Source organism: Streptomyces sp. STAM6, from assembly GCF_054963715.1.
The window spans coordinates 1-23,943 of record NZ_JBUEFZ010000042.1 but is presented as its reverse complement, the minus strand read 5'-3'; the positions used below and the strand labels follow the sequence as shown (position 1 = coordinate 23,943).

General features: G+C 74.3%; 17 protein-coding genes. 13 read left to right on the top strand and 4 right to left on the bottom strand.

Going from position 1 to position 23,943, the window contains the following annotated elements:
• Positions 1–165: 165 nt before the first annotated feature.
• The 11 genes from ACY34K_RS30200 to ACY34K_RS30150 all read left to right on the top strand — a co-directional run bounded on the left by ACY34K_RS30200 (position 166) and on the right by ACY34K_RS30150 (position 16,968).
• Positions 166–1,509 carry an MFS transporter gene (locus tag ACY34K_RS30200; protein WP_462752769.1) on the top strand — a complete coding sequence of 448 codons (1,344 nt, stop codon included), beginning with the start codon at positions 166–168 and terminating at the stop codon, positions 1,507–1,509.
• A gap of 85 nt (positions 1,510–1,594) precedes the next feature.
• Positions 1,595–2,956 carry a non-ribosomal peptide synthetase gene (locus ACY34K_RS30195; protein WP_462752767.1) on the top strand — a complete coding sequence of 454 codons (1,362 nt, stop codon included), beginning with the start codon at positions 1,595–1,597 and terminating at the stop codon, positions 2,954–2,956.
• A 100-nt stretch (positions 2,957–3,056) separates the two neighbouring features.
• Positions 3,057–6,299, top strand: a complete 3,243-nt coding sequence (locus ACY34K_RS30190; RefSeq protein WP_462752765.1) for a non-ribosomal peptide synthetase — start codon at positions 3,057–3,059, stop codon at positions 6,297–6,299.
• Positions 6,299–8,224, top strand: a complete 1,926-nt coding sequence (locus ACY34K_RS30185; protein WP_462752763.1) for a non-ribosomal peptide synthetase — start codon at positions 6,299–6,301, stop codon at positions 8,222–8,224. The genes ACY34K_RS30190 and ACY34K_RS30185 overlap by 1 nt, the downstream gene beginning before the upstream one ends.
• A 1-nt stretch (position 8,225) precedes the next feature.
• Complete coding sequence (locus tag ACY34K_RS30180; protein WP_462752761.1) at positions 8,226–10,103, top strand: amino acid adenylation domain-containing protein; 1,878 nt, start codon at positions 8,226–8,228, stop codon at positions 10,101–10,103.
• On the top strand, positions 10,093–13,110 hold the full coding sequence (locus ACY34K_RS30175) for a condensation domain-containing protein (protein ID WP_462752759.1): 3,018 nt from the start codon (positions 10,093–10,095) through the stop codon (positions 13,108–13,110). Before ACY34K_RS30180 ends, ACY34K_RS30175 begins: the two co-directional genes overlap by 11 nt.
• A 278-nt stretch (positions 13,111–13,388) precedes the next feature.
• A complete protein-coding gene (locus tag ACY34K_RS30170; RefSeq protein WP_462752757.1) occupies positions 13,389–14,525 on the top strand; it encodes a sensor histidine kinase in 1,137 nt (378 codons plus the stop codon).
• The gene (locus tag ACY34K_RS30165; protein ID WP_462752755.1) at positions 14,522–15,262 is read left to right on the top strand and encodes a response regulator; all 741 of its coding nucleotides are present in this window, start codon (positions 14,522–14,524) and stop codon (positions 15,260–15,262) included. Before ACY34K_RS30170 ends, ACY34K_RS30165 begins: the two co-directional genes overlap by 4 nt.
• Positions 15,255–15,398, top strand: coding sequence for a hypothetical protein (locus tag ACY34K_RS30160; RefSeq protein ID WP_462752753.1), 144 nt, complete (start codon positions 15,255–15,257; stop codon positions 15,396–15,398). Before ACY34K_RS30165 ends, ACY34K_RS30160 begins: the two co-directional genes overlap by 8 nt.
• A 105-nt stretch (positions 15,399–15,503) precedes the next feature.
• Entirely contained in the window at positions 15,504–15,734 is a 231-nt protein-coding gene (locus ACY34K_RS30155) for a hypothetical protein (RefSeq protein WP_462752751.1), read from the top strand.
• 85 nt (positions 15,735–15,819) lie between these two features.
• Entirely contained in the window at positions 15,820–16,968 is a 1,149-nt protein-coding gene (locus ACY34K_RS30150) for an endonuclease/exonuclease/phosphatase family protein (RefSeq protein WP_462752749.1), read from the top strand.
• Here the strand turns inward: ACY34K_RS30150 and ACY34K_RS30145 are convergent.
• From ACY34K_RS30145 to ACY34K_RS30135, 3 genes are all read right to left on the bottom strand, one after another.
• Positions 16,920–17,342 carry a winged helix-turn-helix transcriptional regulator gene (locus ACY34K_RS30145; RefSeq protein WP_462752747.1) on the bottom strand — a complete coding sequence of 141 codons (423 nt, stop codon included), beginning with the start codon at positions 17,340–17,342 and terminating at the stop codon, positions 16,920–16,922. The genes ACY34K_RS30150 and ACY34K_RS30145 overlap by 49 nt on opposite strands.
• Before the next feature lie 230 nt (positions 17,343–17,572).
• Positions 17,573–18,772 (bottom strand): macrolide family glycosyltransferase, encoded by a 1,200-nt coding sequence (locus tag ACY34K_RS30140; RefSeq protein ID WP_462752746.1) that lies wholly within the window; start codon positions 18,770–18,772, stop codon positions 17,573–17,575.
• A gap of 147 nt (positions 18,773–18,919) precedes the next feature.
• Complete coding sequence (locus ACY34K_RS30135) at positions 18,920–20,689, bottom strand: HEAT repeat domain-containing protein (protein ID WP_462752744.1); 1,770 nt, start codon at positions 20,687–20,689, stop codon at positions 18,920–18,922.
• 63 nt (positions 20,690–20,752) lie between these two features.
• Here ACY34K_RS30135 and ACY34K_RS30130 point away from each other — a divergent pair, with 63 nt between their 5' ends.
• Both ACY34K_RS30130 and ACY34K_RS30125 read left to right on the top strand, forming a co-directional pair.
• Positions 20,753–21,331, top strand: a complete 579-nt coding sequence (locus ACY34K_RS30130) for a YdeI/OmpD-associated family protein (protein WP_462752742.1) — start codon at positions 20,753–20,755, stop codon at positions 21,329–21,331.
• A 425-nt stretch (positions 21,332–21,756) separates the two neighbouring features.
• Positions 21,757–22,818, top strand: coding sequence for a GNAT family N-acetyltransferase (locus ACY34K_RS30125; protein ID WP_462752740.1), 1,062 nt, complete (start codon positions 21,757–21,759; stop codon positions 22,816–22,818).
• Between the two features lie 287 nt (positions 22,819–23,105).
• Here ACY34K_RS30125 and ACY34K_RS30120 read toward each other — a convergent pair whose 3' ends face one another.
• Positions 23,106–23,762, bottom strand: coding sequence for an isochorismatase family protein (locus tag ACY34K_RS30120; RefSeq protein WP_462752738.1), 657 nt, complete (start codon positions 23,760–23,762; stop codon positions 23,106–23,108).
• Between the last annotated feature and the right edge of the window lie 181 nt (positions 23,763–23,943).

The window sequence follows — 23,943 nt, the reverse complement described above, 5'->3', positions numbered from 1 at the left end:
GTTGGGTCCTAGTCGCACGACGGGGCTCGGCATGTGTCGTTCATGCGGAGGACGCCTCTTTCTGGCGAAAGATTTCGTGATCTCGTGCGAAAACAGTGAAGGAAACGACCGAAAGTGCGCTTTGGCTTTTGACTGCTGATCGGCCGTTCAGTGAGGGTCGTTCACATGTCCGCAACATCCCGGGCCGCGACCCGCGGCCCGCTGCGCATGCCCGGTTTCCGGATGCTCCTCGCCGGAGCCGCGGCCGGACAGCTCGGAGCCCAGGTCACCCTCGTCGCCCTGCCTCTCGTGGCGGTCCTCGAACTCGAAGCACCCGCCTTCCAGGTGGGTCTGCTCACCGCGGCCGAGACCGCCGCGTTCCTGCTGATCGGCCTGCCCGCCGGTGCCTGGGTCGACCGGATGCGGAAGCTGCCCCTGATGATCCGGGCCGACGCCGTACGGGCCGTGGCCATGGCGAGCATCCCGCTCGCCGCCGTCGCCGACGTGCTGACGATGGCTCAGCTCTACGCCGTCGCCCTTGTCACCGGCGTGGCGACCGTCTTCTTCGACGTGGCGCACCAGAGCTTCCTGCCCCACCTGCTGCCCAAGGAGCAGCTCGTGGCGGGCAACGGGGCGCTGGAGACCGTTCGCTCCACCGCGCAGGTGACCGGCCCCGGGCTCGGCGGCGGGCTCGTCCAGCTGCTCGGGGCCCACCTCGCCATCGTCGCCGACGCCATCGGCTACACCCTCTCCGCCCTCTTCCTGCGGCGCATCGACCAGCCGGAGGACCGCCCGCAAGCCGCCCCCGGCGCCTCGCTGCGCGAGGACATCGGCGAAGGGCTGCGCTTCGTGTTCGGCCACCCCCTGTTGCGCACCATCGCGGCCGCGACCGGCCTGGGCAACTTCTTCGCCGCCATGCTGATGGCCACCCAGACCGTCTTCCTCGTCCGGGTGCTGCACCTCGCACCGGGCGTGCTCGGGCTCGTGCTGTCCGCCGCCGCCGTCGGCGGACTCGCGGGCGCACTCGGCGCCGGCCCGCTCGCCACCCGGCTCGGCCAGGCCCGCACCATCTGGCTGTCCTCGCTGGTCACCGGACCCTTCGCCTTGCTCTGGCCTCTGTCGGGCCAGGGCGCCGGGACGGCGCAGAGCACCGCCGGCGCCCTGGTCGGCGCGACGCTCTTCGCGGTCGGCTCCGGCGTGGTCTTCTTCGGCGCGGTCGTCTACAACGTCGCCCAGGTCAGCTTCCGGCAGGCTCTCTGCCCACCCCGGCTGCTCGGCCGGATGAACGCCACCCTGCGCTTCCTGATGTGGGGAACCCTTCCGCTCGGCGCCCTGGCCGGCGGTGCCCTGGCAGACGCCTTCGGCGCCCGGGCGGCACTGCTCTGCTGCGCGGCCGGCTTCCTGGTCGTCCCCCTGCCCCTGCTGCTGTCCCCGCTGCGCCGTATGCGTGAACTGCCCACTCCGGCGGACGACGGCGACCAGGAGGCGGCCGGGACCGGCGACACGGCGCCACCCGCCCCCATCGGCTGACCGCCCGCGCCGGTTCCGCCGGCCCGCGACCGCCGGCCCGTCCGGTCACCCGGCCACGCCCACCGGCAACGAACGAGAGGAAGTCGTGCTCAGCATCACCAGCCAGTACCTCGCCCGCTACCGGCGACTCGACACCGGCGCCGGGGCGGCCGCCCTGCTGCCCGTCACCGGAGCCCAGCGCCGCTTCGTACTGGTGCGTTCCCTGGACCCGTCCGGACGGCCCGACCTCGTACCCATGTTCTTCGCCTTCCCACGCGGCACCGTCGACCCGGCGCGCCTCGCGACCGCCGCGAACCACCTCGCCGCGCTCCACCCCGTGCTGCGCGCCCGCCCGGCCGTCGTACGAGGCACACCCGTACTCCGCCTGGAGGCGCCCGCCGTCCCCCTGACCACCGTCCCCCGGGCACCCGGCGAGGACGCCGCCACCGCCCTGAGGCGGGCGCTCGGCACCTGGGAACCCCAGGGTTCGCCGATCCGGCTCTTCCTCACCCGGACCGGAAGCGAGTCCGAGGAGGAGGACCTCCTCGCGATCGTCCTGGACCACACCGCTTGCGACGGCCAGTCACTGGCCAGGATCGTCACCGAACTCGGCGAGGCCTACGACGCCTGCCCGCCGGCCCCACGGGCCCCGGACCCGCGCGACGTCCCCACCGGGCCCGCGCCCGCGGACATCGACGCCGAACTGGTCGCCTACCGCGAGGCGGTGCTGCTCCAGCTGGAGGCCGAGGAGCGCGCCGGCTCCCCGGAGGCCATGCGGTACTGGGGCGAGCGCCTGCGCGATGTCCGCGAACAGGCCGCTCCGCCCGCCAAGGCGCCGGCCACCCCCGCACCGCCCCGGACCGAAGGGACGAGCCCCCTCCCGAGCGGCTCGGCCGAACTGCGCATCCCCGCCCCGCCCGGCGGCGTCCCCTTCCCCGGACTGCTCGACGCCTGCGGCGCGGCCGCCACCGCCCTGTACGGGCCCGGACACGTGATACCGCTCGGCTACCCGTGGGGCGGCCGGCCACCCGCCGCCGCACCGGTACTCGGCTGCTTCCTCAACACCGTGGTATTCCCGGCGGCGACCGGCGACGCTCCGGCCGGCCCCGAGGCGACGGCCGACGCCTGGTGGGACGACCTCGACCGGGCCGACACACCGTTCGACGCCGTCGTCCACGCCGCCCGGGAGGCGGGCTCCGACTGGTCCGGGCGGCTCGACGGCCTGCTCACCGTGGACGACGCCCGGCGGCGGCCCCCGCTCCGGCTCACCGGAGTCGAAGGCCGCGAGGTCCACATCGACGGCAGGCCCGTCCGCGGACCGTTCGCCGTCTCCGTCACCCAGGGGCCGGAACTGCACCTGCGCATGGTGTGGGACCGGGCGATCGTCGCCGACGGCCCCGCCGAGAACGCCTTCGCCGCACTCACCGACACACTGCGGTCGCGGACCGCGGCCACCACGTCCGGCTGACCGGCCCACCGGCCCGACGCCGACCCGACACCGGCCGGTGCCCACCCGGCACCCGCCGGCCGACCCGACACCACGAGACCCACAACCTCAGGGATCGCCCATGCTTCCCCTCTCCTCCTCGCAGGAGATCGTCTGGCTGCACGAACAAGTGCAGCCGGGCAGCCGCGCCTACAACTTCACCGCCGTCCTCGACCTCTGGGGCACGCTCGACACCGACGCGCTGCGCCACGGGCTGGCCGCCTCCCTCGGCCGCCACCCCGGCCTGCGCCTCGAACTCGTTGCCGTACCCGGTGCGATGCCCGGCCAGCGGGTCGCCGAGAATTGCGCGCCGCGCCTGCGCACGGTGGACCTGAGCGAGGACGCCGACCCCGAGACCACGTTCCAGGAACTGCTGCGCGGCGAGGCCGAGACCCCTCTCGACACCTTCGACGCACCCCTGCTGCGCTGGACGCTCATACGGCTGGCCGACGGCCACCACCGGCTCGTCCACGTCGAGCACCATCTGATCCACGACGGCCACTCGTTCGCGATCCTGCTGCGTGACGTCTTCACCGTCTACCGGGGCCACGTCCTGGGTGAACCGGTCGCACTGCCCACCGCGTCCTCGTACGCCGACCACATCCGCGGCCAGGCCACCGACGCGCGCGCCGCCGAGCGGCAGCCCGGTCTGGAATTCTGGGCCCGCGCACTGCGCGACGTGTCGTACGACATGCCGCTGCCCGGACTCGCCCGGCCCGGGGCACGGCGCCGGCACCACGGCGGCCAACTGCGCCAGTCGATAGGCGCCGACCTCGCGCAGCGGCTGCGGGACCACGCCCGCGACCGGGGCCTCACCCCCTTCGCCACCCTCCTCGGGCTCTTCGCCGAACTGCTGCGCCGGCACAGCGGCCGTTCGCAGATGGTGATCGGCACCGCGGTCGGCAACCGCCCGCGCGGCTTCGAGGACGCCGTCGGCATGTTCGTGAACACCATCCCGCTCCCCCTCACCCTGGACCCGGCCGCCCCGGCCGAGGAGACGATGGACGAGGTGACCGACACCCTCATCCGCGCCCTGCCGCACCAGGAGGTGCCGGTCCAGGAACTCACCCGCGCGCTGGGCCTGCACACGTCGGGCGCGGACAACCCGCTGTTCAGCGTGATGTTCAGCGCGCACGACGCCGAACTGCCCGACATCGACGTGCCCGGCCTGGACATCAGCCTGTTCGAGGGGTTCAACACCGGCACCACCCGGTTCGACCTCGACGTCGTGCTCCTGCCGGACGACCGGCGCGGCGTCGGCCCCCGCCACGGCGTGGGCGGCATGACGCTCGTGTGGGACTACGACGCCGACATGTTCGGCGAGGACGTCGCCAAGCTGCTCGCCGGGCGGTTCGTGGACCTCCTGCGGGCGTATCTCGACGCGCCCGGAACCCTCCTGGCGGACCTGGCCCCGCCCCCGGCCCCCGAGCCGGCCCCGACCACGGCGGACGCCGGCCCGGGGACCCCGGCCGGCCCGGTCCCCGACCCGCTCGCCATGCACGACCCCCACCTGCCCGCCCTCCTCGTCGGCGCCCGCCGCGTCACCTACGGCGAACTCGACGCCCGGGTCACCTCCCTCGCCGAGCGGATGACGGCGGCCGGAGTGACCGCCGGGCAGCCCGTCGCCGCCGTGCTGCCCCGCGGCGCCGACTCGATCGTCACCCTGCTGGCCTGCCTGAGGACGGGCGCCGTCTACTGCCCCCTGTCGCCCTCCGACCCACAGGCCCGGCTGGAACTGCTGCTGAACCGGCTGGGGCCCGCTCTGGTCCTGACCCCCGCCTCCACCGCCGACAGCGGCGTCACCGTTCCCGAAGGGCTCCCGACCGCCCCGGTCGACGCCACGGTCCTGCCGCGGGCACGGGCGGCCGAACCGGTGCCCGGCACCGCCTACATCATCCACACCTCCGGCTCGACCGGCATCCCCAAGCCCGTCGCCGTCGGGCCCGCCGCCCTCGCGAACCACATGACCGGCACCGCCGAGCGCTTCGGGCTCGGCCACGGCGACCGTGTGCTCCTCTTCGCACAGCCGTCCTTCGACGTGGCACTGGAGGAAGTGCTGCCCTCCCTCCACGCCGGGGCCTGCGTCGTCGTCCCCGAGCGCGATGTGCCCACCGGCGCCGAGCTGGCCGAACTCCTGGCCGCCGCCCGGGTCACCGTCGCGAACCTGCCCACCAGCTACTTCCTCGCCACGCGCGACGACACCCGCCCCGTCCTCCGCGACGGCCGCTGGACCCCGCGCCTGATCGTCCTCGGAGGCGAACGCCTCCCCGCGGACGTCATGCGGGCCTTCCTCAGCGACACCGACGCCACCGTGCTCAACGTGTACGGCGTGACGGAGGCGGCCATCAGCACCACCGTCCACGAACTCGACCGCGACGACCTCGACGGCCTGACCGAGATCCCGCTGGGCACCGAACTCCCCGGCGAGCGCGTCCACGTCCTCGACGCCCACCACCGTCCGCTCCCCGACGGCGCCGTCGGCGAGCTGGCCATCGCCGGTGCGGGACTGGCCGAGGGATACGCCGGCAACCCGGAGGCCACGGCCGCGCGGTTCGTCCAGGTCGACGCCCTCGGCGGCGAGCGGGTCTACCTCACCGGCGACCTGGGCTACCGCGGCCTCGACGGACTGCTGTACTTCCTCGGGCGCCGCGACAACCAGATCAAGCTGCGCGGCTACCGCATCGAGCTCGAAGAGGTCGAGGCCGCCGCATCCGCGGCCCTCGGCGGCCGGTCCTGCGCCGTCGTCCTGGACCGCGAAGCCCCCGGCGGACCGCGCCTGGTCGGCTTCCTGGAAGGCGGCGACGCGGACGAGGAATGGGACGAGCAGGCCCTGCACGCCGAACTGAGCCGTCGACTGCCCGGCGCGCTCGTACCGGGCCGCTGGGCCCGCCTGGGCACCATGCCGACACTCCCCGGAGGCAAGCCCGACCGCGCGGCCCTCGGCCGCAGGGCAGCCGAACTGGCCCCGACCGTACCGCCGGTCACGGCGACCGCCGGACGAGCGGGCACCGGCGGCGCCCCCGGCGCGGGGGAGCGGGACGGGGAACCGGCCGAGCCGGCGCCTCCCGCCGACCCCATGACCGCGCTGCTCGCCGAGGGATGGCGCCAGGTACTCGGCCACGGCCACTTCGACGAGCGGTCGCACTTCTTCCACACCGGCGGCCACTCCCTGCTCGCCGCCCAGCTCGCCGCGTGGCTGGAGCCGCACCTGGGCGAACGCCCGCCACTGCGCCTGCTGTTCCAGCACCCCGTGCTGGCCGACCAGGCCGGCGCCCTCACCGCCCGCACCCCCGCCGCCGCCACCGCCACGCCGACGGAGTCCTGATGACCGAGCACCCGCCGCAGTTCCCGAGCGTCCACCGCACCCTCAGCATCGCCCACGGCCCGAAGCCCGAGCGGCCCACCACCACCGCACACGTACTGGAGCGCTTCGAGGAGTGGGTCCGCCGCTCCCCGCACGCGCCCGCGGTGATCGACGGCCCGCACAGCTGGACGTACGCGCAACTCGACGCCCGCGCCGACGCGGTCGCCCGGATCCTGCGCGACCGCGTCCGGCCCGGCGACGTGGTCGGGGTCTGCCTCGACAGGTCCGCCGCCCTCGTCGTGACGGCCGTCGCGCTCGCCCGGATCGGAGCGGTCTACCTGCCGCTCGGCCCGCGGCCCGGTGAGCGGCGCATCGCCACCGTCACGGAGGACGTCAACGTCGTCTGCCTCATCGGCGAGCCCGACGTCCTTCCGCCCCGGCACCGGGAGGCCGCCGGCCACACTGCGCTCCCGCTGCCCGGCGAAGGAGCCAACGCCGCCGCCACGGTCGTCGCGGCGTTCGCCCCGCCCGGACCGGGCGCGCTGCCCGCGCCCACGGGATCCTTCTACGCCGTCCTCACCTCCGGCTCCACCGGCCGGCCCAAGGCGGTCGCCGTCGCCGAGCCCGCGCTCGGCACCCTCCTCGACTGGTACCGCGCCGAGACCGGCCTCGGGCCCGGCGACCGGCAGTCCCTGCTCATCGGCGTCGCCTTCGACCCGCACCTGCTGGAGCTGTGGGCCGGACTGACCTCCGGCGCCGCGCTGGTGCCCGCCCCCGACGACGTCCGCTGGGACCCGGCCGTCCTCACCGGGTGGTGGCGCGACGCCGCGGTGACGGTGTGCGTCGCCGCCACCCCCATGGTCGATCCGCTCCTGGACCGGCCCTGGCCCGAAGACCTGGAACTGCGTCACCTGGTGGTGGGCGGCGACCGCATGCGCGTGCACCCGGCCGACGCGGCCGCCCCGACCATTCACAACGCGTACGGCCCCGCGGAAGCCACCGTCGTCACCACCACGCACGCCATGAGCCCCGCCGGCACCGCGCCGGACAGGCAGTCCCCGCCGCCGATCGGCGTCGCCCTGCCGGGAGTGGCCGTCGTGGTCACCGGCGAGGACGGACGCCCCGTCGCCCACGGCGAGGAGGGCGAACTCCGCATCGGCGGGAGCTGCCTGGCGCTCGGCTACCTGGACCCGGAGCTGACCACCCGCCGCTTCACCGCCCCGCCCGAGGGCGTCGACCTCCCGGGCGTGGACCGCCTCTACCGCACCGGGGACCGGGTCCGGATGAGCGGCGACGGCCTGCTCGACTTCCTCGGCCGCCTCGACGACCAGGTGAAGATCAGCGGCGTACGGATCGAACCGGCGGAGGTGGAGGCCGCGTTCGAGAAGGACCCGGCCGTGCGCGGCACCGTCGTCACCGCACTCCGCACGCCCGAGGGCCACACCCGCCTGGTGGCCCACGTCCGGCCCGCCGACGGCGCCGCCCCGACGGCGGAGTCCCTGCTGTCGTCGGTACGGGCCTGGCTGCCGGAGCAGGCCGTGCCCTCCACCGTGCGCCTCGTGGACGCCTTCCCGCTGGACGCCAACGGCAAGGTCGACCGGGCGGCGCTGAACCAGCAGGCGGCCACCGAGAGTGTCGCCGCGGAGGGCGCCGCCCCCGGCGGTGCAGCACCCGCAGGCGGAGCACTGCCCGACGACGCCACGCCCGGCGAGCGGCTCGTGCTCGGCGCCGTACGCGACCTGCTCGGCCGGCCGCAAGCGGCACTCACGGACAACTTCACCGAGATCGGCGGCACGTCGCTGGTCGCCGCACGACTCCTGGAAACCGTCGAACGGGAGAGCGGGGTGCGCCTGCGCGCCCCGGAGCTGCTGCGCCAACCGGACCTGCGAGCCGTCGCCGCCCTCGTCGACCGACGCCACCAAGCCCTGCGACCGGCGGGAGCCTGACATGACCACCTTCGCACCCGGAACCGGACACGTCTCCCGAGCGGACCACGTCTCCCGGCCCGGCGACCACGCCGGCGGCGACACCCCGGTGACCGGCCTGCCCGCGCTCGTCGCCCGGCACGCCGCGCACACCCCGCACGCCCTCGCCGTGGCCGACGGCGACACGACCCTCACCTACGCCCAGCTCGTCGCCTCCGCCCGGGCACTCGCCGCGCACCTCCACCGGCACGGGGTCCGGCCCGGCGACGCGGTGGCGCTGCTGATGCCGCGCTCCGCCCGCACGGTGGTCGCCCAGCTGGCCCTGTGGTGGGCGGGCGCCACCTGCGTCCCGCTCGACCCGGCGCACCCCCGCCCCCGTGTCGAGGCCATGGCCGCGGACGCCGGGGTGACGCTGACGATCGGCGACGGCAAACTCCTGGAGTCCGCCGGGCTCAGCGGCCCCACCCTCGCCGTGCCGAACGAACCGCTGCTCACCGACGACGGACCGTCGATGCCGGAGCCCCGACACGACGCGGACGCCGCGGCGTTCATCATGTTCACCTCCGGCTCCACCGGCCGGCCCAAGGGCGTGGCGGTCCCGCACCGCGCGACGGCCGAGCTGGTCGCCGACCCGTCCTACGTCACCCTCACGCCGCGCGACCGGGTGCTGTTCCACTCGCCCATGACGTTCGACGCCTCCACGTTCGAAGTGTGGGGCGCACTGGCCAACGGCGCCGCCGTGGTGGTCTGCACCGTGGAGCGTCCTTCCTTCGAGGACCTGGCACGGCACGTCGAACGCCACGGCGTCACCGTCGCGTTCTTCACCACCGCCCTCTTCCACCAGCTGGCCGTGCGCCGCTCCCGGGTGTTCGCGCTCCTGCGCACCGTCGTCGTGGGCGGCGAGGCGCTGGCCGCCAGGCACGCCCGCCGGGTCCTACGGGCCTTCCCGTGGCTGGAACTGGTCAACGGCTACGGCCCCACCGAGACCACCACGTTCGCCACGACCCACCGGGTCACCGACGCCGACTGCGACGGGCAGGTGCCCATCGGCCGGCCGATCGCCGGTGCCACCGTCCATGTGCTGGACGACACCGGCCGGGACGTACCGGACGGCGAGCGCGGTGAACTGTGGATCGGCGGCAGCCGGCTCGCGCTCGGCTACACCGGACAACCCGGCCTGACCGCCGAACGCTTCGTCGACCACCCCCGGCTGGGCCGCGTCTACCGCACGGGCGACCTGGTCTCCCTGCGGCCCGACGGCATCCTCGACTTCCACGGCCGCCGCGACGACCAGGTGAAGGTACGCGGGTTCCGCATCGAACCGGGAGAGATCGAGCACGCCCTGCGCGAGCAGCCCGGGGTCGACGACGCCGCCGTCGCCGTCCACCGCCCCACACCCGACGACGCCCGGCTCGCCGCGTTCGTCGTGGCCGCGCCCGGCCCCGTGCCCCGGCCCGAAGCACTGCGCGCCCGGCTCGCCGACGCCCTCCCCGCCCACCTCGTGCCCGACGAACTGACCGTCGTCGACCACCTGCCGCTCACCTCCTCCGGCAAGGTGGACCGCCGCGCCCTCGCGGAGCTCGTCACCCCGGCCGGACCGGACGAGACGACCGAGCCGATGACCCCGCTCCAGCAGGCCGTGGCCGAGGTGTGGAGCCGCTCCCTGGGCCGCGAAGTCACCCGGCCCGACGCGGACTTCCTCGCCCTCGGCGGCCACTCCCTGCTCGCCCTCGGCGTCACCGACGACCTCCGCGAGGAACTCGGCGTCGAACTGTCCCTCGCCGACTTCTTCGCCGAACCGACGGTGGCCGCCCAGGCTTCCCTGGTGGAGCGCGCCCTGCTCGCCTCCCACACCGATCTGCACCCCGACACCGTCACGGAGAACCCCGATGGCCACTGACACACCCGCGGCCCTCGCCCTCCAGCGGGAACTGCTCCGCCGCGCCCGCGCGGCCCGCGGCTCCGACCGCCCGACGCCCGGCTCCGGCCCCGACGCCGCCCCGCCTGCCGCGACCGGGACGGCCGCGGACCACGGCCCCGCCCCGCTGTCCCACGCACAGCGCCGCATGTGGCTGATGGACCGCCTCGGCCACGGCGGAGCCTCGTACAGCGTGCCGTTCGCCACCCGGCTGTACGGCCCTCTCGACACCGACGCCCTGACAACCGCCCTCACCTCGCTGGTCGAACGCCACGAGATCCTGCGCACCCGGTACGGACAGCGGGACGGCGAGCCGTACCAGGAGGTGCTCCCCGCACCCGCCCCGGTCGAGGTCCGCGTGGTGGAGGCCGACGAGGGCGACGCCCCGACACTGCTCGCCGAAGAGGCGCGCCGCCCCTTCGACCTCGCCGCCGGGCCCCTCCCGCGCGCCCTGGTCCTCCGGCACGGCGAGCAGGACCACACCGTCCTGCTGACCTTCCACCACATCTCGATCGACGGCGGCTCCCTGGAGACGGTCGCGCGGGAACTCGCCGAGCGGTACGCTGCCGCCGCCACAGGCGGGACCGCGAAGGGCGCGACGACGCCCGGCGCGCAGCCGCGGCCGCCTCAGTACGCGGACTTCGCACGGCGCGAGCACGCGGCGGCCGACCGCCTGGAACAGGGCCTGAGCCACTGGACCGGCCGCCTGCGCGGCGCGGCACCCCTGCGCCTGCCCGCCCCCGCCGGCACGGCCGAGAAGCCCGCCGGCACCCGCGCCGTCCCGCTCGACCGGAGCGTCCCGGACGCCCTGCGGAACCTCGGACTGCGCCACCACGCCACCCTGTTCACCGTCGCCCTCACCGCGGCCTTCGCGTCCGTGCACCGCTTCACCGGCGCGGACGACCTCGTCATCGGCATCGCCTCCACCCACCGCCGCGGCACGGCCATGCGCGGACTGGTCGGGCTGTGCGTCAACACCCTCCCGATCAGGGTCGACACCTCCGGCGACCCCGCCTTCACCGTCCTGCTGGAGCGCGTACGGGAAGCCCTGCTGGAGGCCCAGCTTCACGCCGATGTGCCGTTCGACCTGATGCTGGAACGGCTCGGCGCCGCCGCACGCGACAGCGACGGCACGGCGCTCGTCCGCGTGACGGCCGACGTCCTCGGCGCCCCGACCGTGCTGAGGCTGCCGGACACCGTGGCGGAGTACGTCGACGTGGCCGTCTCCGGGGCCAAGTTCGACCTGTCCTTCGGCCTGGACACCCCACCGGAGGACGCCGGACCCGCGAAGGGGGACGAGCCCGACGGGCCGGCACCGCGAGACGAGACCGCCGGACCCACCGCCCTCGTCCAGTACAGCCGGACCGCCCTGGACGACGAAACGGCGGCCCGGCTCGCGGAGCACCACGCCGCCCTGCTCGCCGCCGTCGCGGCCGACCCGGCCCTCCGCCTGTCCGAACTCCCCGGCGAGGTCACCGTCACGGCGCGGCCGTCCGGCGCCGCCCCGGCCACCGAAGCCCAACGGGCCGCCGCCCACCCGGCCGAGGCCGCGCTCCTGGCCCACCCCCAGGTGGCCGACGCCGCCGTACTCGAACCCGCCGACGGGCCCACGCTGGCGTACGCGGTGCTCCGCGACATCGGCGGTCCCTCACCGGCCGAGCTGCGCGCCCGGCTGCGCACCCTACTGCCCCCCGGGCGGCTCCCCGCGGCCGTCATGCTCCTGGACGCCCTGCCGCGTACCGAAGGCGGCGCCGTCGACGCGCTCCGCCTGCCGGGGGCGCCCGTCCCCGCCGCACCGGAGGGTCCCCGCGCCGACGCCGTCACGGAAGGGTTCACCGCGCTGCTCGGCACCAGGCCGGGCCCGGACGACGACTTCTTCGTCCTCGGCGGCCACTCCCTGATCGCCGTCCAGCTCGCCGAACGGCTGCGCGGCGCGCTCACACTGCCCCTCACCGGGCTGGACATCCTGCAGGCCCGCACACCAAGGGCGATCACCGCCCTCCTCGACACCCGCGAGGAAGAGCGGTCCGCGGCCGCATCCGCAGCGAGCCGGCGGCGGTCGGAGCGCTCCTTCGGCCCGCGCCGTGCCCGTACCGGCACGGTCTTCGTGACCGGCGGCACCGGCGGCGTCGGCGCCTTCGTCCTGCGGGAACTCGCCGCCCGGGGCCGCCCGGTGCTGGCCCTGGCCCGCCCCGAATCCGCTCACCTCGTCGACGGTGACGGCGTGGACGTCGTCGAGGGCGACCTCACCGACCTGGACGGTCTGCGCGCGGCGGTCTCCAGCGCGGCCGCCGTCGTGCACGCGGCCAGCACCTTCACCCGGCCCGACGTCGACGTGGCGGCCATGGAGGCCATGGCCGGCGCCTGGCGGCGCGGCCCGTTCGTCTTCGTCAGCAGCGTCGACGCCTACGGGCACCCCGCCCCCCGGCGGGTCACGGAGGAATCGCCGTCCGGCGAGCCGCTGAGCCCGTACGGACGGGCCAAGCTCGACTGCGAGCGGCTGCTGCTCCGTGCGGCCGGCGCCGAGGGCAGGGGCGGCGCGAGCGCCGTACGCTCACCGATCGTGTGGGGGCCGCACGACCGGCTGCGCGACCAGCTGCGCTGGGGCTCCACCGGACTGCTCTACCAGGCCGCGAGCGACGGTCGGCCGATCGCACTGCCCCGGCCGGGCACCCACGGCCACGACTGGTACGGCGCCCCCTGGGTGCACGCGGCCGCCCTGGCGCGGGCGGTGGCCTCGTGTGTGGACACACCCGTGCACGGGGTCGCCAACGCCGTCGGCGGCCATGTCTCGTGGCGCGAGCTCGCCGGCGTACTGACCGAACTGCTCGGCAGCGACAGCGAGATCAGGGAGACCGACGAGGTGCACCCCGATCTCGACCACCACTGGCACTACGACGCGGTCCGGCTGGCCGGTCCCCTCCGCGCACGGCCGGGGGAGGATCTGAGGTCCGTACTCGCCGGGATGCTCTCCCCCCATGGGCACTGACCGCACGGCACGCCCGGTGGCCTCCCTTGCCACCGGGCGTCCGCTCCCCACCCCCCGTTACCCCCGTTCCCCCGTTGCTCTGCGACCGGGGCCGTCAGCCCCCGTCACCACCCCGTCCGCAGCGCGCGATTCGAGCCACCTTGGCCCCCGTTTCCCGAATGCGTGGGCCGCCCTGGGCGGTGTGGTGATCTGATGACCCCGGGTCACGACGCTAGTGGGTGCCGGAGTGCGGCAGTACCACCAGTTCGGGTGGGTTGCGCGGGTGGAGGGGACAGGGGATGAGGATCGGCTCGGGACTCCAGCGCGCGCAGTCGTTCCTGGTCATGGCCACACTGCTGTACCGCGGCAGCCACCTCATGGTCGGTCTGTTCGCGGTCGGTCAGCACCAGCGCGACCGGCCGGTCTCGTGGGCCGTGCTGGCCGTGGCCGTCGGCTGCAGCGCGCTGGTGTGGGGCACCGCCCGCGCCAGGGGCTGGTTCCGGCCGGGCACCGTGGCCGCCGACGTGCTCGTCACCGGCTGCGTCCTCCCGTTCGTCGCCTACGCCTGGGCCGGCACCCGGGACGCCCCGTCCATCGCCTGGATCATGCTGCTCGGGGGCTCGGCCAGTGGGGTGGCCGCCGTGGCCCTCGACCGCTGGACCGCGGTCACGGCCGTCCTCCTCATCGCGGTCACCCATGTCGTCGGCTACCGGATGGCCGACGCGGGCATGGCCGTCGTCGGCGGCCACCTCAACGCCGTCGTCTCCTCGGCGGTCATGACGTCCGTCTTCTGGTGGTATCTGCGGCGCCAGGGCAACCTCCTCGACGCCGCCACCGAGAAGGCCCTGACGGCCGAGGCCCAACGCGCCCGGTACGCCGAGCGGATCGCCCACCACCGGGCGCTGCACGACACGGTCCTGGCCACCCTGACGACCATCGCCGCGGGCCGTGTCGACGCCAACTCGCCCCAGGTGCGCAAGCGCTGCGAGCGTGAAGCGGCGTATCTGCGCAGGCTCGTCCAGCAGAGCGCCGACGCCGACGGCGTCGGGGCCAACCCGGAGGTCGGGGCGGCCCTGGAGAGCGCCGTCCACGCGGCGGAGGACCTGGAGCTGCGGGTCACCGCCCAGTACCACGACCTGCCGACCGTGCCGCCCGGTGTCGCCACCGCGCTCGGCGACGCCGTCACCGAGGCCCTCAACAACGTCCTGCGCCACGCCCGAACGGGCCACGCCTACCTGACGGCCACCGGCCACGACGGCCATGTCGTCGTCACCGTCGTCGACCGGGGCGCCGGCTTCGACCCCGACCGCCTCGACGGCACCGGCCTCGGCCTGCGCCGCTCCGTGTGCGACCGTATGCGCGAGATAGGCGGGGCCGCCGAAGTGGACAGTGCGCCCGGTGAAGGCACTCGTATCGAACTGCGCTGGCCCGGATGATCACCGTAGCCGTGGTCGACGACGACCGGATGCTGCTCGACGGCCTGCGTTCCTGGCTGACGGGGGTCCCCGGGATCCGCCTCGTCGCCACCGTCGCCACCGTCGACGAACTGCTGGCCGGCCCACCGGCCCCGCCGCGGGAACCGGCCTCGCAGTCGCCGGTCGCGCCCGCCGACGTCGTACTCCTCGATCTGCTCCTCAAGGACGGCTCGCAGCCCGCCGCCAACGTCCGCCGGCTGCGTGCGGCCGGCAGCCGCGTACTGATCATCAGCACGGTGGCCGACCGCTCCCGGATCGTCTCCGCGACGGCGGCGGGCGCGGACGGCTACCTGACCAAGGACCACGACCTGGAGACCCTGGTCCGCGCCCTGCGGGAAGTCGCCGCCGGAGGTACGGCCCACTCGCCGGAACTGGCCTTCGCCTGGGCCCACGACACCGGCCCCGGCCGGCCCCGGCTCTCACCGAAGGAACTGGAGGTCCTCCTCGGGTACGCCTCCGGCCTCACCCTCAAGGCCACCGCCCGCCGTGCAGGGATCAGCCCGAACACCGCCAAGTACTACCTGGACCGGGTGAAGGACAAGTACCAGCAGGTCGGCCGCCCCGCCTACACCAAGATCGACCTCGCGCTGCGGGTCCAGGAGGACGGCCTGGAGGCGGAAGCCCGGCCGCCCGGCGCGAGCCGGGAGCCCCGCCGCTCGAGGGCCGGGCGGCACGACGGATCACGGATGAATGACTGATCATCAGGGTGCGGCCGAGCCGGCCGTGGAGCGCCTGGCGCAGTACACCGCGACCGAGCAGAGCGAGATCCTCGGCGACGGCCCCGACCCCTTCGGCGTCGCGCACACGGGAAATGACATGGCTGCCCAAGGGTGATCACTTCGGCATCAGGCGGGACGGCAGGCTCGTCGCCCACGCCGGCCTCCTGAGACTGCCACTGTCGATCGAGGGCGCCCCCACGCGGCCATCGGCGTCGGAGGCGTGGCCGTCGCCCTCGACCACGCCCGCACCACGGGCCCGCCGTCCGCGCCGCTCTTCCGCCGCCCGCCGCTCTCTACCCGCGCCTCGGCCGGCACCTCCTGGACGGGGACGTCCCCGTCGAGCAGCCCGGCGGGCCCCGTCGTCATGCCGCTGAGGACCATGTGGACTCCGCTGCGCGACGGCGTCGAGCGGCCCGCCGGCGAGGTGCGGCTGCTCTCCTTCCCCATGTGATCCGCGTCGCGGACGGATCCGTCCGCGACCCCGCCGCCGTAGCCGGAACCCGATCACCTCCTTTCGGCGTCCTACCGTGCACGTCGTGCTCATGGCCGAGGAGGGCGAGGAACGGTCCAGGGCGAAGGAGTGGGACGTGGCCGATCAGCTGGACACCGACATACCGCCGCGGTCCGGCCCGCGGTCCGGCCGGCAGCGGCACGGACCGCCGCGAACGGCGGCACGCCGGTGGTGGCAGCCGCGCCCGCGGACGGAAAGCCGGTCCCGCTGGGCGCGAGGTCGTGTCCTCGCCTCGGTCGCGGTCCTCACCGCCGGCCTGACGGCCTTCCACTCCGCCGTGCCCAACTCGCCCGGCCGCCTCGGCAGCCTGCTGGAGACCTTCCTACCCTGGCTGGGCCTGGCCGTCCCCCCGCTGCTCGTCCTCGCCCTGCTGCGCCGCTCGGCCACCGCGCTGGTGGCCCTGTCACTGCCCGCCGCCGTCTGGGCCCACCAGTTCGGTCCCCTCCTGCTGGCCGAGCGGCACGGCCCGCACGACATCGTGGCGGTCCAGCACAACGTCAGCGACGAGAATCCCGACCCGGCGGGCACGGCGCGCGCCCTGACCGCCCCGGCCCCCGACCTCATCGCCCTGGAGGAGCTCACCCCCGCCGCGCTGCCCGCCTACCGGGATGCCCTGGCCCCCGAGTATCCGCATCACGCGGTCGAGGGAACCGTCGGGCTGTGGTCGAGGTACCCGCTCATCGAAGCCCGCGCCCTCGACATCAAGCCGGCGGGCATCGGCGAGGGCTGGCGGCGCGGCCTGCGGGCCGCCGTCCGCACACCGTGGGGTGACGTCGCCGTGTACGTGGCCCACCTGCCCTCGGTCCGTATCAGGGCGAGCGGCTTCGGCTCCGCTCCGCGGGACGAGAGCGCACGCCTGCTGGGCGAGGCCGTCGCCCGGGAGAAGCTCGAACGGGTGATCCTGCTGGGCGACCTGAACAGCACGGCCGACGACCGCGGACTCGCCCCGGTCACCTCACGGATGGCCACCGCCCGCGACAGTTTCGCGTTCAGCTGGCCGGCGTCCTTCCCGCTGTCCCGGATCGACCACGTCAAGGCCCGCTCGGTCACGGTCACCGAGGTCTGGACCCTGCCCGCCACCGGCAGTGACCATCTGCCGGTCGCCGCAGGCATCGAGGCCGGCTCTCAGCGCCGGGGGCCCGGTCCCGGGCCGGCGTCCGGCCCGGAGTCGTAGTCCTGTCGGGCCCGCTCGACGTCGTCGAGGTGGGTGGCCGTCCATTCGGCGAGGTGAGCGAAGAGGGGGGCGAGGGTGCGGCCCAGCTCGCTGATCTCGTACTCGACCCGCGGCGGGACTTCCGGATGGTAGGTGCGGACGACCATGCCGTCGCGTTCCAGCTGCCTCAGTCGCTGGGTCAGCACCTTCGGGGTGATCCTGTCGATCCGGCGTTCCAGTTCCACGAAGCGCTGTCGGCCGTGCGTGTGGAGGGTCCACAGGATCGGTGTGGTCCACCGGCTGAAGACGATGTCGACGACCGGCCCTACGGGACAGGCCAGTTCAGGGTCGGTATCGGCGGATCGCGTCCATGAAGCCTGGTCGGCCATGCACATCCCTCCGGGGTGGCCACTTTCGTCCGGGTACCGACTTTACCTGCGGTGTTGGCGTCCTGGTGTGTCGCCCGGCGAGCGCATCTCCGGGACGCGTCCCGCCGTTCGGGGATCACCCATCACCCATCACCCATCCGCCATCACCCATCACGCTTCCGAAGCAGGCGAGTTGGGCGTTCGTCCGCGACTACCTGCGCTTGCCCTCCAGCTGGTCCAGTCCGCCCCGGCCCACGTCAACACCGTTCTGGACGCACGCGCACGCCCAGGATGTTCTCGATGAGGTCGGCAGCCCGCGGGGTGCCGCCCTCGGCTCGGGCGGCGGCCTGCAACTGCTTGGATCGGACGGCGCGTTCCGGATCCGTGACCAGGTGGTTCAGCGCCGTGCGGAGGGTTTCGGCGGTGGCGTCAGCGGTGTCCACACGGCGGGCTACGCCGAGTTCCACGAGCCGGTCGGCGTTCATGAACTGCTCGGCTCCCTGCGGCACGGCGATCATGGGAACGCCGGCGAGGAGCCCTTCACCGCAGCCGCCCATGCCGGCGTGGGTGACGAAGGCGTCGGCCTGTTCGAGGATCGCCCGCTGTGGGACCCAGGAGTGCACTTCGAAGTTGGCCGGGACGGTGCCCAGTTCTTCGGGGTCGGTGTACTTGCCGATCTGGAGTACGACATGCCAGCCGGGCAGGTCGCCGAAGGCGGCGATGCACTGGCGGTAGAACGCGGGCCGGTGTGTGTACGCCGAGCCGAGCGAGATCAGCAGCACGTGGGTCGCGGCCGCCGGGCGTGTCCACCGGTCTGTGTCCGCTCGGGTGCCGGAACAGGGGCCTACGAAAGTCACCGTGCCGGTGTCGACTCGATCGGCGTGTGGCTGCATCGCTCGCGGAATGAGGGCGAGCGCCCGGGCGGGCGGGCCGGAGAACGTGTCCACGTCCAAGGTGGTCGCCCCGCAGTCGGAGAGCCACCGCGCGAACCTGTCCTGGTACGCGGCGGCGCCCGGCAGCTTCCTCAGATGCCCCGCGACGTCCTCCTGGTAGCCGTCCCAGCCGACGAACGTCGGGGACAGCTGCACGAGGGGGCGGCCCTGGGCTTCGGCGAGGGCGCGCGCGGCATAGGCGCCGATGTCGTAGAGGTACAGGTCGGCCGGATCGTCGTCGTAGGCGGCGCGCAGTTGCGGGAGCGCCTGGACGGCGTCGTCGAGGAAGAGGCTCGCCGCGGCGATGGGATCGGCGGGCCAGTCGTTGTCCGCGACGGGCAACGTGGAGGTGCAGGGCACCAGCTCCGCGCCGGCGGACTCGATCCGGTCGGCCACGAACGGGTCGTTGGCATAGGTGACCCGGTGCCCGCGGGCCACCAGCTCACGGATGAGCCCGAGGCTGGGCAGGACATGGCTGACGATGGGGACGCCGACCATCGCGACATGGGCGGGGCGACGGAACATGGGCGATCACTCGTTTCTGGCGCGGGACGGGTGCGGGCGGTGTGGCGAGGACGCGGTGTCAGGGCTGGTCGGTCTGCGCGGCGGCCTTCTCCAGGTCGGTGAGGGTCCCTGACATGATCCGTGCGGCGGCGCGGGCGGCTCGCGCACTCACCGGGTGGCGCCGGCCCTCGCCAGCAGCCGGCGCGCCAGCGCCCTGGCCTCGTTGTCGGGGTGCGGCTCACCCGCCCCGAGGAGGTCGGGCGACATGACGCGCCGCGGGGAATGGGCGAGGTTCTCCACGGCCGCGCGGGCCGCCGGCGGGAGCACGGCCATGTCGTGCAGCGCTCCCAGCCATTCGAGGTGGTTCGCATAGAGGTGACGGGCACGCGCGAGCCGGGCCCCCAGAACGGGCGCGGTGTCCTGTGTGCGGCCCGTGATGCGCCAGATCGCGAGCGCGGCCGTCGCCCGGGTGTCCCACCAGGGGCTCGCCGCCACTGCCTCCACCTGGGGCAGCAGCTCTGCCGCCATCGGACCGAGCCGTCCGGCATCCGCCACCGCCCCCGCCGCGTCCGGCCCCTCCAGTGCCGTACGCAGGGCTCGCACGGCCCACGACGGGTCGCCGGTGACGCGGGCGTACCCGACGGCGGCGGACAGGTCGCCGCGCCGGGCCCGTCGCAGCAGCGCACGCCGCACCTCGTCACCGGCCGCCGGACCGAGCGAGGCCAGCACGCCGGCCGAAGCGGGGAGCAGGCCGATCAACCGCTCCTGGCACCCGGCGGCCAGGCCGGGAAAGTGCCGCAGGACGTCGGCCCATTCGGCGCGCGGCCGCTCCGCCACGAGCTCGGCCACCGGCCCGGCCGCCGCTCCGTGGACCTCCACCGCCGCACGCACGACATCCGCCACCCCCTCCTCGCCGGGGTGTTCCACCATCAGCCGGGTGACCAAGCCGAGCGCGTCCGGCGTCCGCAGCCGCACGGCGGTGAGGGTCGCGGCCACCCGCATCGGCGTGGACGACGAGCGCAGGTGCCGCTCCAGCCACGGGGCCGGCTCGCCGCCGGGCAGCGCCGCGGCCTCGGTCGCGAGGCCGCGGAGGTGATGGGGGTGCTCGACCGCGGCCACCAGCCAGGGGAACACGTCCCGCTCCCGGTCCCGCCACACCTCGGTGATCCGCTCGGCCAGAGGTGCTCCGCGGGTCAGGGCGTACAGCGCCGCGTCCGCGTCGTCCAGCAGCCGCTCCTCCACGGGCCGGTAGTGGTCGGGCCACTGGGCGCCTCCGGAGGAGGGCTCACCGGCGGCGTCGTCCAGCGCGTGGTCCACCAGGTCCAGCGGGAGCGGCAGCGCCGCCGTACGCAGCAGATCGGTCGCCGCGGCCACCCGCACGAGCGGCTCGGGGTCCTTCAGCAGGGCCCGCCCCCGCACGGTGCGGGCCTCGTCCGACACATCGAGGAGTCCGAGGGCGGTGACCACGTCCGCCCGTACCTGCGCGTCCTGTTCTTCGCCGAGCCGGGCCCGCAGCAGCGGCAGCAGGGGTACGGAGTGGTCACCGCACGCGGCGATCAGCCACACCATCGCCTGCCGCACGTCACCGTCCTCGTCGGCCGCGAGCCCCAGCAGGGACGGCAGGGCCTCGGCGACCGCGCGCCGCACCGTGGCCCATTCCCGCCCGTGACCGCCGGCGGCGCCGCCCAGCAGCCACAGCAGACCCCTGCGGTCGCCCGGCCCGTGCAGCGCAAGCCGGGCCACGAACGGCACAGCGGCGGCCGTCGCCGAATAGATCGAGCCCTGGTGGCAGAGCGAGGAGTGCAGCTCGTCCAGCGCTTCGGACCGCTCCTCCGGGTCGTCCGAGGCTGCCGCACGCAGCAGTGGCGGCACGTCGTCGGCCGGCCCGTAGGCATGCTCCAGAGAGCCCCAGTCGATGTCGTCGATCCCGTCCAGCATGGGCAGACCCTATGCGAGCGTCCTCCGGACCGGCCGCGCGCACACCGGGGTTAGGGTGAGCCCATGGATGAGCTCGACGGAGTGGAGATCGTCGCCTTCCCGGACGCCGAGTCGTTCGAGGACTGGCTGGCCCGCAACCACACGCGCCACGAAGGCGTATGGGTCAAAGTCGCCAAGAAGAAGTCGGGCATTCCAACGGTCACCGACGACGAACTGGTCGACATTGGGCTGTGCTACGGCTGGATCTCCGGTCAGCGGCGCTCGCTGGACGACCGTCACTACCTCCAGAAGTACGTGCCGCGCCGCCCCCGAAGCCTGTGGTCCCGGGTGAACGTGGAGAAGGTCGCCGCGCTCAAGGCCGCGGGCCGGATGCGGGAACCCGGACTGGCCGAGGTGCGCAAGGCCCAGGCGGACGGCCGGTGGGAGAGGGCCTACGAGTCGCAGAGGGCCGCGACCGTGCCCGACGACCTCACGGCGGCACTCGACGCCAACCCCGACGCGAGGAAGGTCTTCGAGGCGCTCGACCGCACGGGGCGCTACCTGGTGATCCTGCCGCTGCTCCAGGCCCCCACCGCGGAAGCCAGGCGGACCCGGCTCGAAAGGGCCGTCCGGATGCTGGCGAAAGGCGAAGGACCGGTCTAGGGCGTGTTGCGAAAGTGGCGTCGTCCGCCCGGCCGGCCAGACGGGACTTCCGAAACACGCCCTGGTGCTGGGCGTTCGCGTTCGCGTTCGTACGCCGAGCCGTGAAGCGGCAGCCGCGGCCCGGCCGTTGAGTCCGTGATGTCACGTCTGCCGCAGGGTCGGCGCCCCGCCCCGGTCAAGCCCCCCTCCGTGTCGGGCTGTCGTGCCCGTAGGGCCACACCTGGCACACACCTTGCGTTCGCGGCCCACGCGCGCACCGCTTCGGGCCGGGGGAGTGGCGCCCGTGAGGCGACCACACCTAGGACGGCGGGCGTGGGTGCCCCACGCGTCAAGCGATCCGACCGGCTCCTTCCTCGCCGCGTCCGGTTGCCGGCCGCGCGGCAATTCGCTGGCTCCCTCGGCCGACGGGGCTTAAGGTCGCCCTCATGGCGATCACGGGGGCACGGGACATCGACGACATGCTGGCCGTCACCACGGCGGCTCTGCGGAGTGTGGTGGGGGAGGACTGGGCCGCGTCGGCGGCGGGGCTCGAGTGGAGCTGCTACGACACGGCGGTCCACATCGCGGGGGACTACACGGCCTACGCGGCGCAGCTGACCGGCCGCGCCACCGACGACTATGTGCCCTTCGAGATCGTCCCCGACCCCGGCACCGCGCCCGAGGGTCTGATCCACACCATCGAGGCGACCGGCAGGCTGCTGTCCGCCGCCGTCGCCACCACCCCCGCCGGCGTACGGGCCTGGCACCCCTACGGCATGGCGGGTGCGGACGGTTTCGCGGCGATGGGCATCGTCGAGGGCCTGCTCCACACGTACGACATCCTGCGGGCCTTCGGAGCGGACGACTGGCAGCCGCCGGCGCACCTCGCCGCCCGCGTGCTGGACCGCCTCTTCCCGCAGGCCCCCCGCGACGGCGATCCCTGGCGGACCCTGCTGTGGGCCACCGGTCGTATCCCGCTCGACGGTCTGCCCCGGCTGTCCGCCTGGCGCTGGTACGCCGAGCCGATCCGCTCCGAACGCCTCGTCCTGTGCGAGGTCTCGCCGGTCGTCGCGGCCGACCTGCACGGCGGCGGCAGCGGCGGCTTCGCCTGGATCGAGGGAGGGCCGGAAGAGGGCACCCGGTTCGCCGGCGGCATGGTCGTCAAGGCCCGCGAGGCCGGCACCCACCGCCCGGGCTGGGGCCCGTACGCCATCGTCCGAGCCGCTGACGGCCTGGCGGTGGGCGGCATCGGCTTCCACGCCGCCCCCGACGCCGAGGGGCACGCGGAGATCGGCTACGACCTGGTGGAGTCGGCCCGGGGCAACGGCTATGCGACGGAAGCGCTGCGCGCGCTGGTCGCCTGGGCCTTCGGCAGGCCGGAAACGGTCGCGGTGCGCGCCACCGTGGATCACGGCAACGCTCCGTCGCACGCCGTCGTCACCCGTGCCGGTTTCACCCGGACCGGTGAGGACGACAAGACCGTCGTCTACGGCCTGCGCAGGTCCTGACGGTCCGGTCCACTTCCCGCCCCTTTCGCGGTGGATGCCCCCATACCTCTTGCATATTTATGCGGAAAAAGGTACATATGTGTGTACCGCTTGCTTGAGGAGTTTCCCTGTAATGGCCCACGAAGCCAACCCGAACGCTCCCCGCCCCGCGTCCCGCATCGATCTCGCTCTCGCCCGTGGCTGCCACGCCTGCGACGGCTGGGGCAGCTTCATCGGCTCGCAAGGCCGCGAAGAGCCGTGCCCGACTTGTCAGCGACCCGGGAGGGAATGACGAGCCGGCCCGGCCGTCACGTCTCGCGGGCCGCCCCGCTGAGCAGGAGATCGCGCAGCAGTCCGTCGGTGGTGGTCACCACGCCGCTGCGGGCCGCCCACCGCAGAGCCATCGCATGCTCCTCCGCCGAGAAGTCGGCCACCGCGTCGGCGACCACGAACGGCTGGATGTCGTTCATGAAGGCGTCCGCGGCGGTCAGCAGGATGCCGAGGTGCGCGTACACACCGCAGACGATCAGCTGATCGCGGCCGGTGGAGCGCAGCAGTCTGCCGAGGTGGCTGCGCAGGAACGCGTTGTGGCGCACATTGGACAGCAGATGTTCGCCGGGTCGCGGGGTGAGTGGTTCCACGATGGCGGCGGCTTCGGGGTCGTCTCCGATGCCCGGCCCCCAGACGTCCGCCTGGAGGCCGCGCCGGCCGGGGGGCTGCGCCGGTGGCTCGGCGCTGAAGACGACCGGCATCCCGAGCGTGCCCGCGAGCGCGCGCAGGGCGACGATGTTGTCCATCAGCTCCACGACGGGGGAGCGGCCCTGCGGGAAAGCGCTCACGAAGTGGTTCTGCATGTCGTGGATCAGCAGTGCCGCCCGGGACGGATCGATCGTCCACGGGACGCACGACCGGGGGACGCCGGAGCGGTCGGGCATGGCGTAGGAGTCGATGACCGGCAGGCCCATGGGTGAGGTCCTCCCCTGAAGGCGTGGCCGCTCCTCGCCCGTCGGCGGAGCGTGAACGAACCTGGTCCGGGTCCATGTGGATCGGGAGGCCCCGATCACGTCGCTCTCCAGTAGCCCAGTGCGTGCAGTCGTCCCTTCGGTACGCCGAGTTGTCTGCGTACATGAGAGGCGAGGGCCCTCG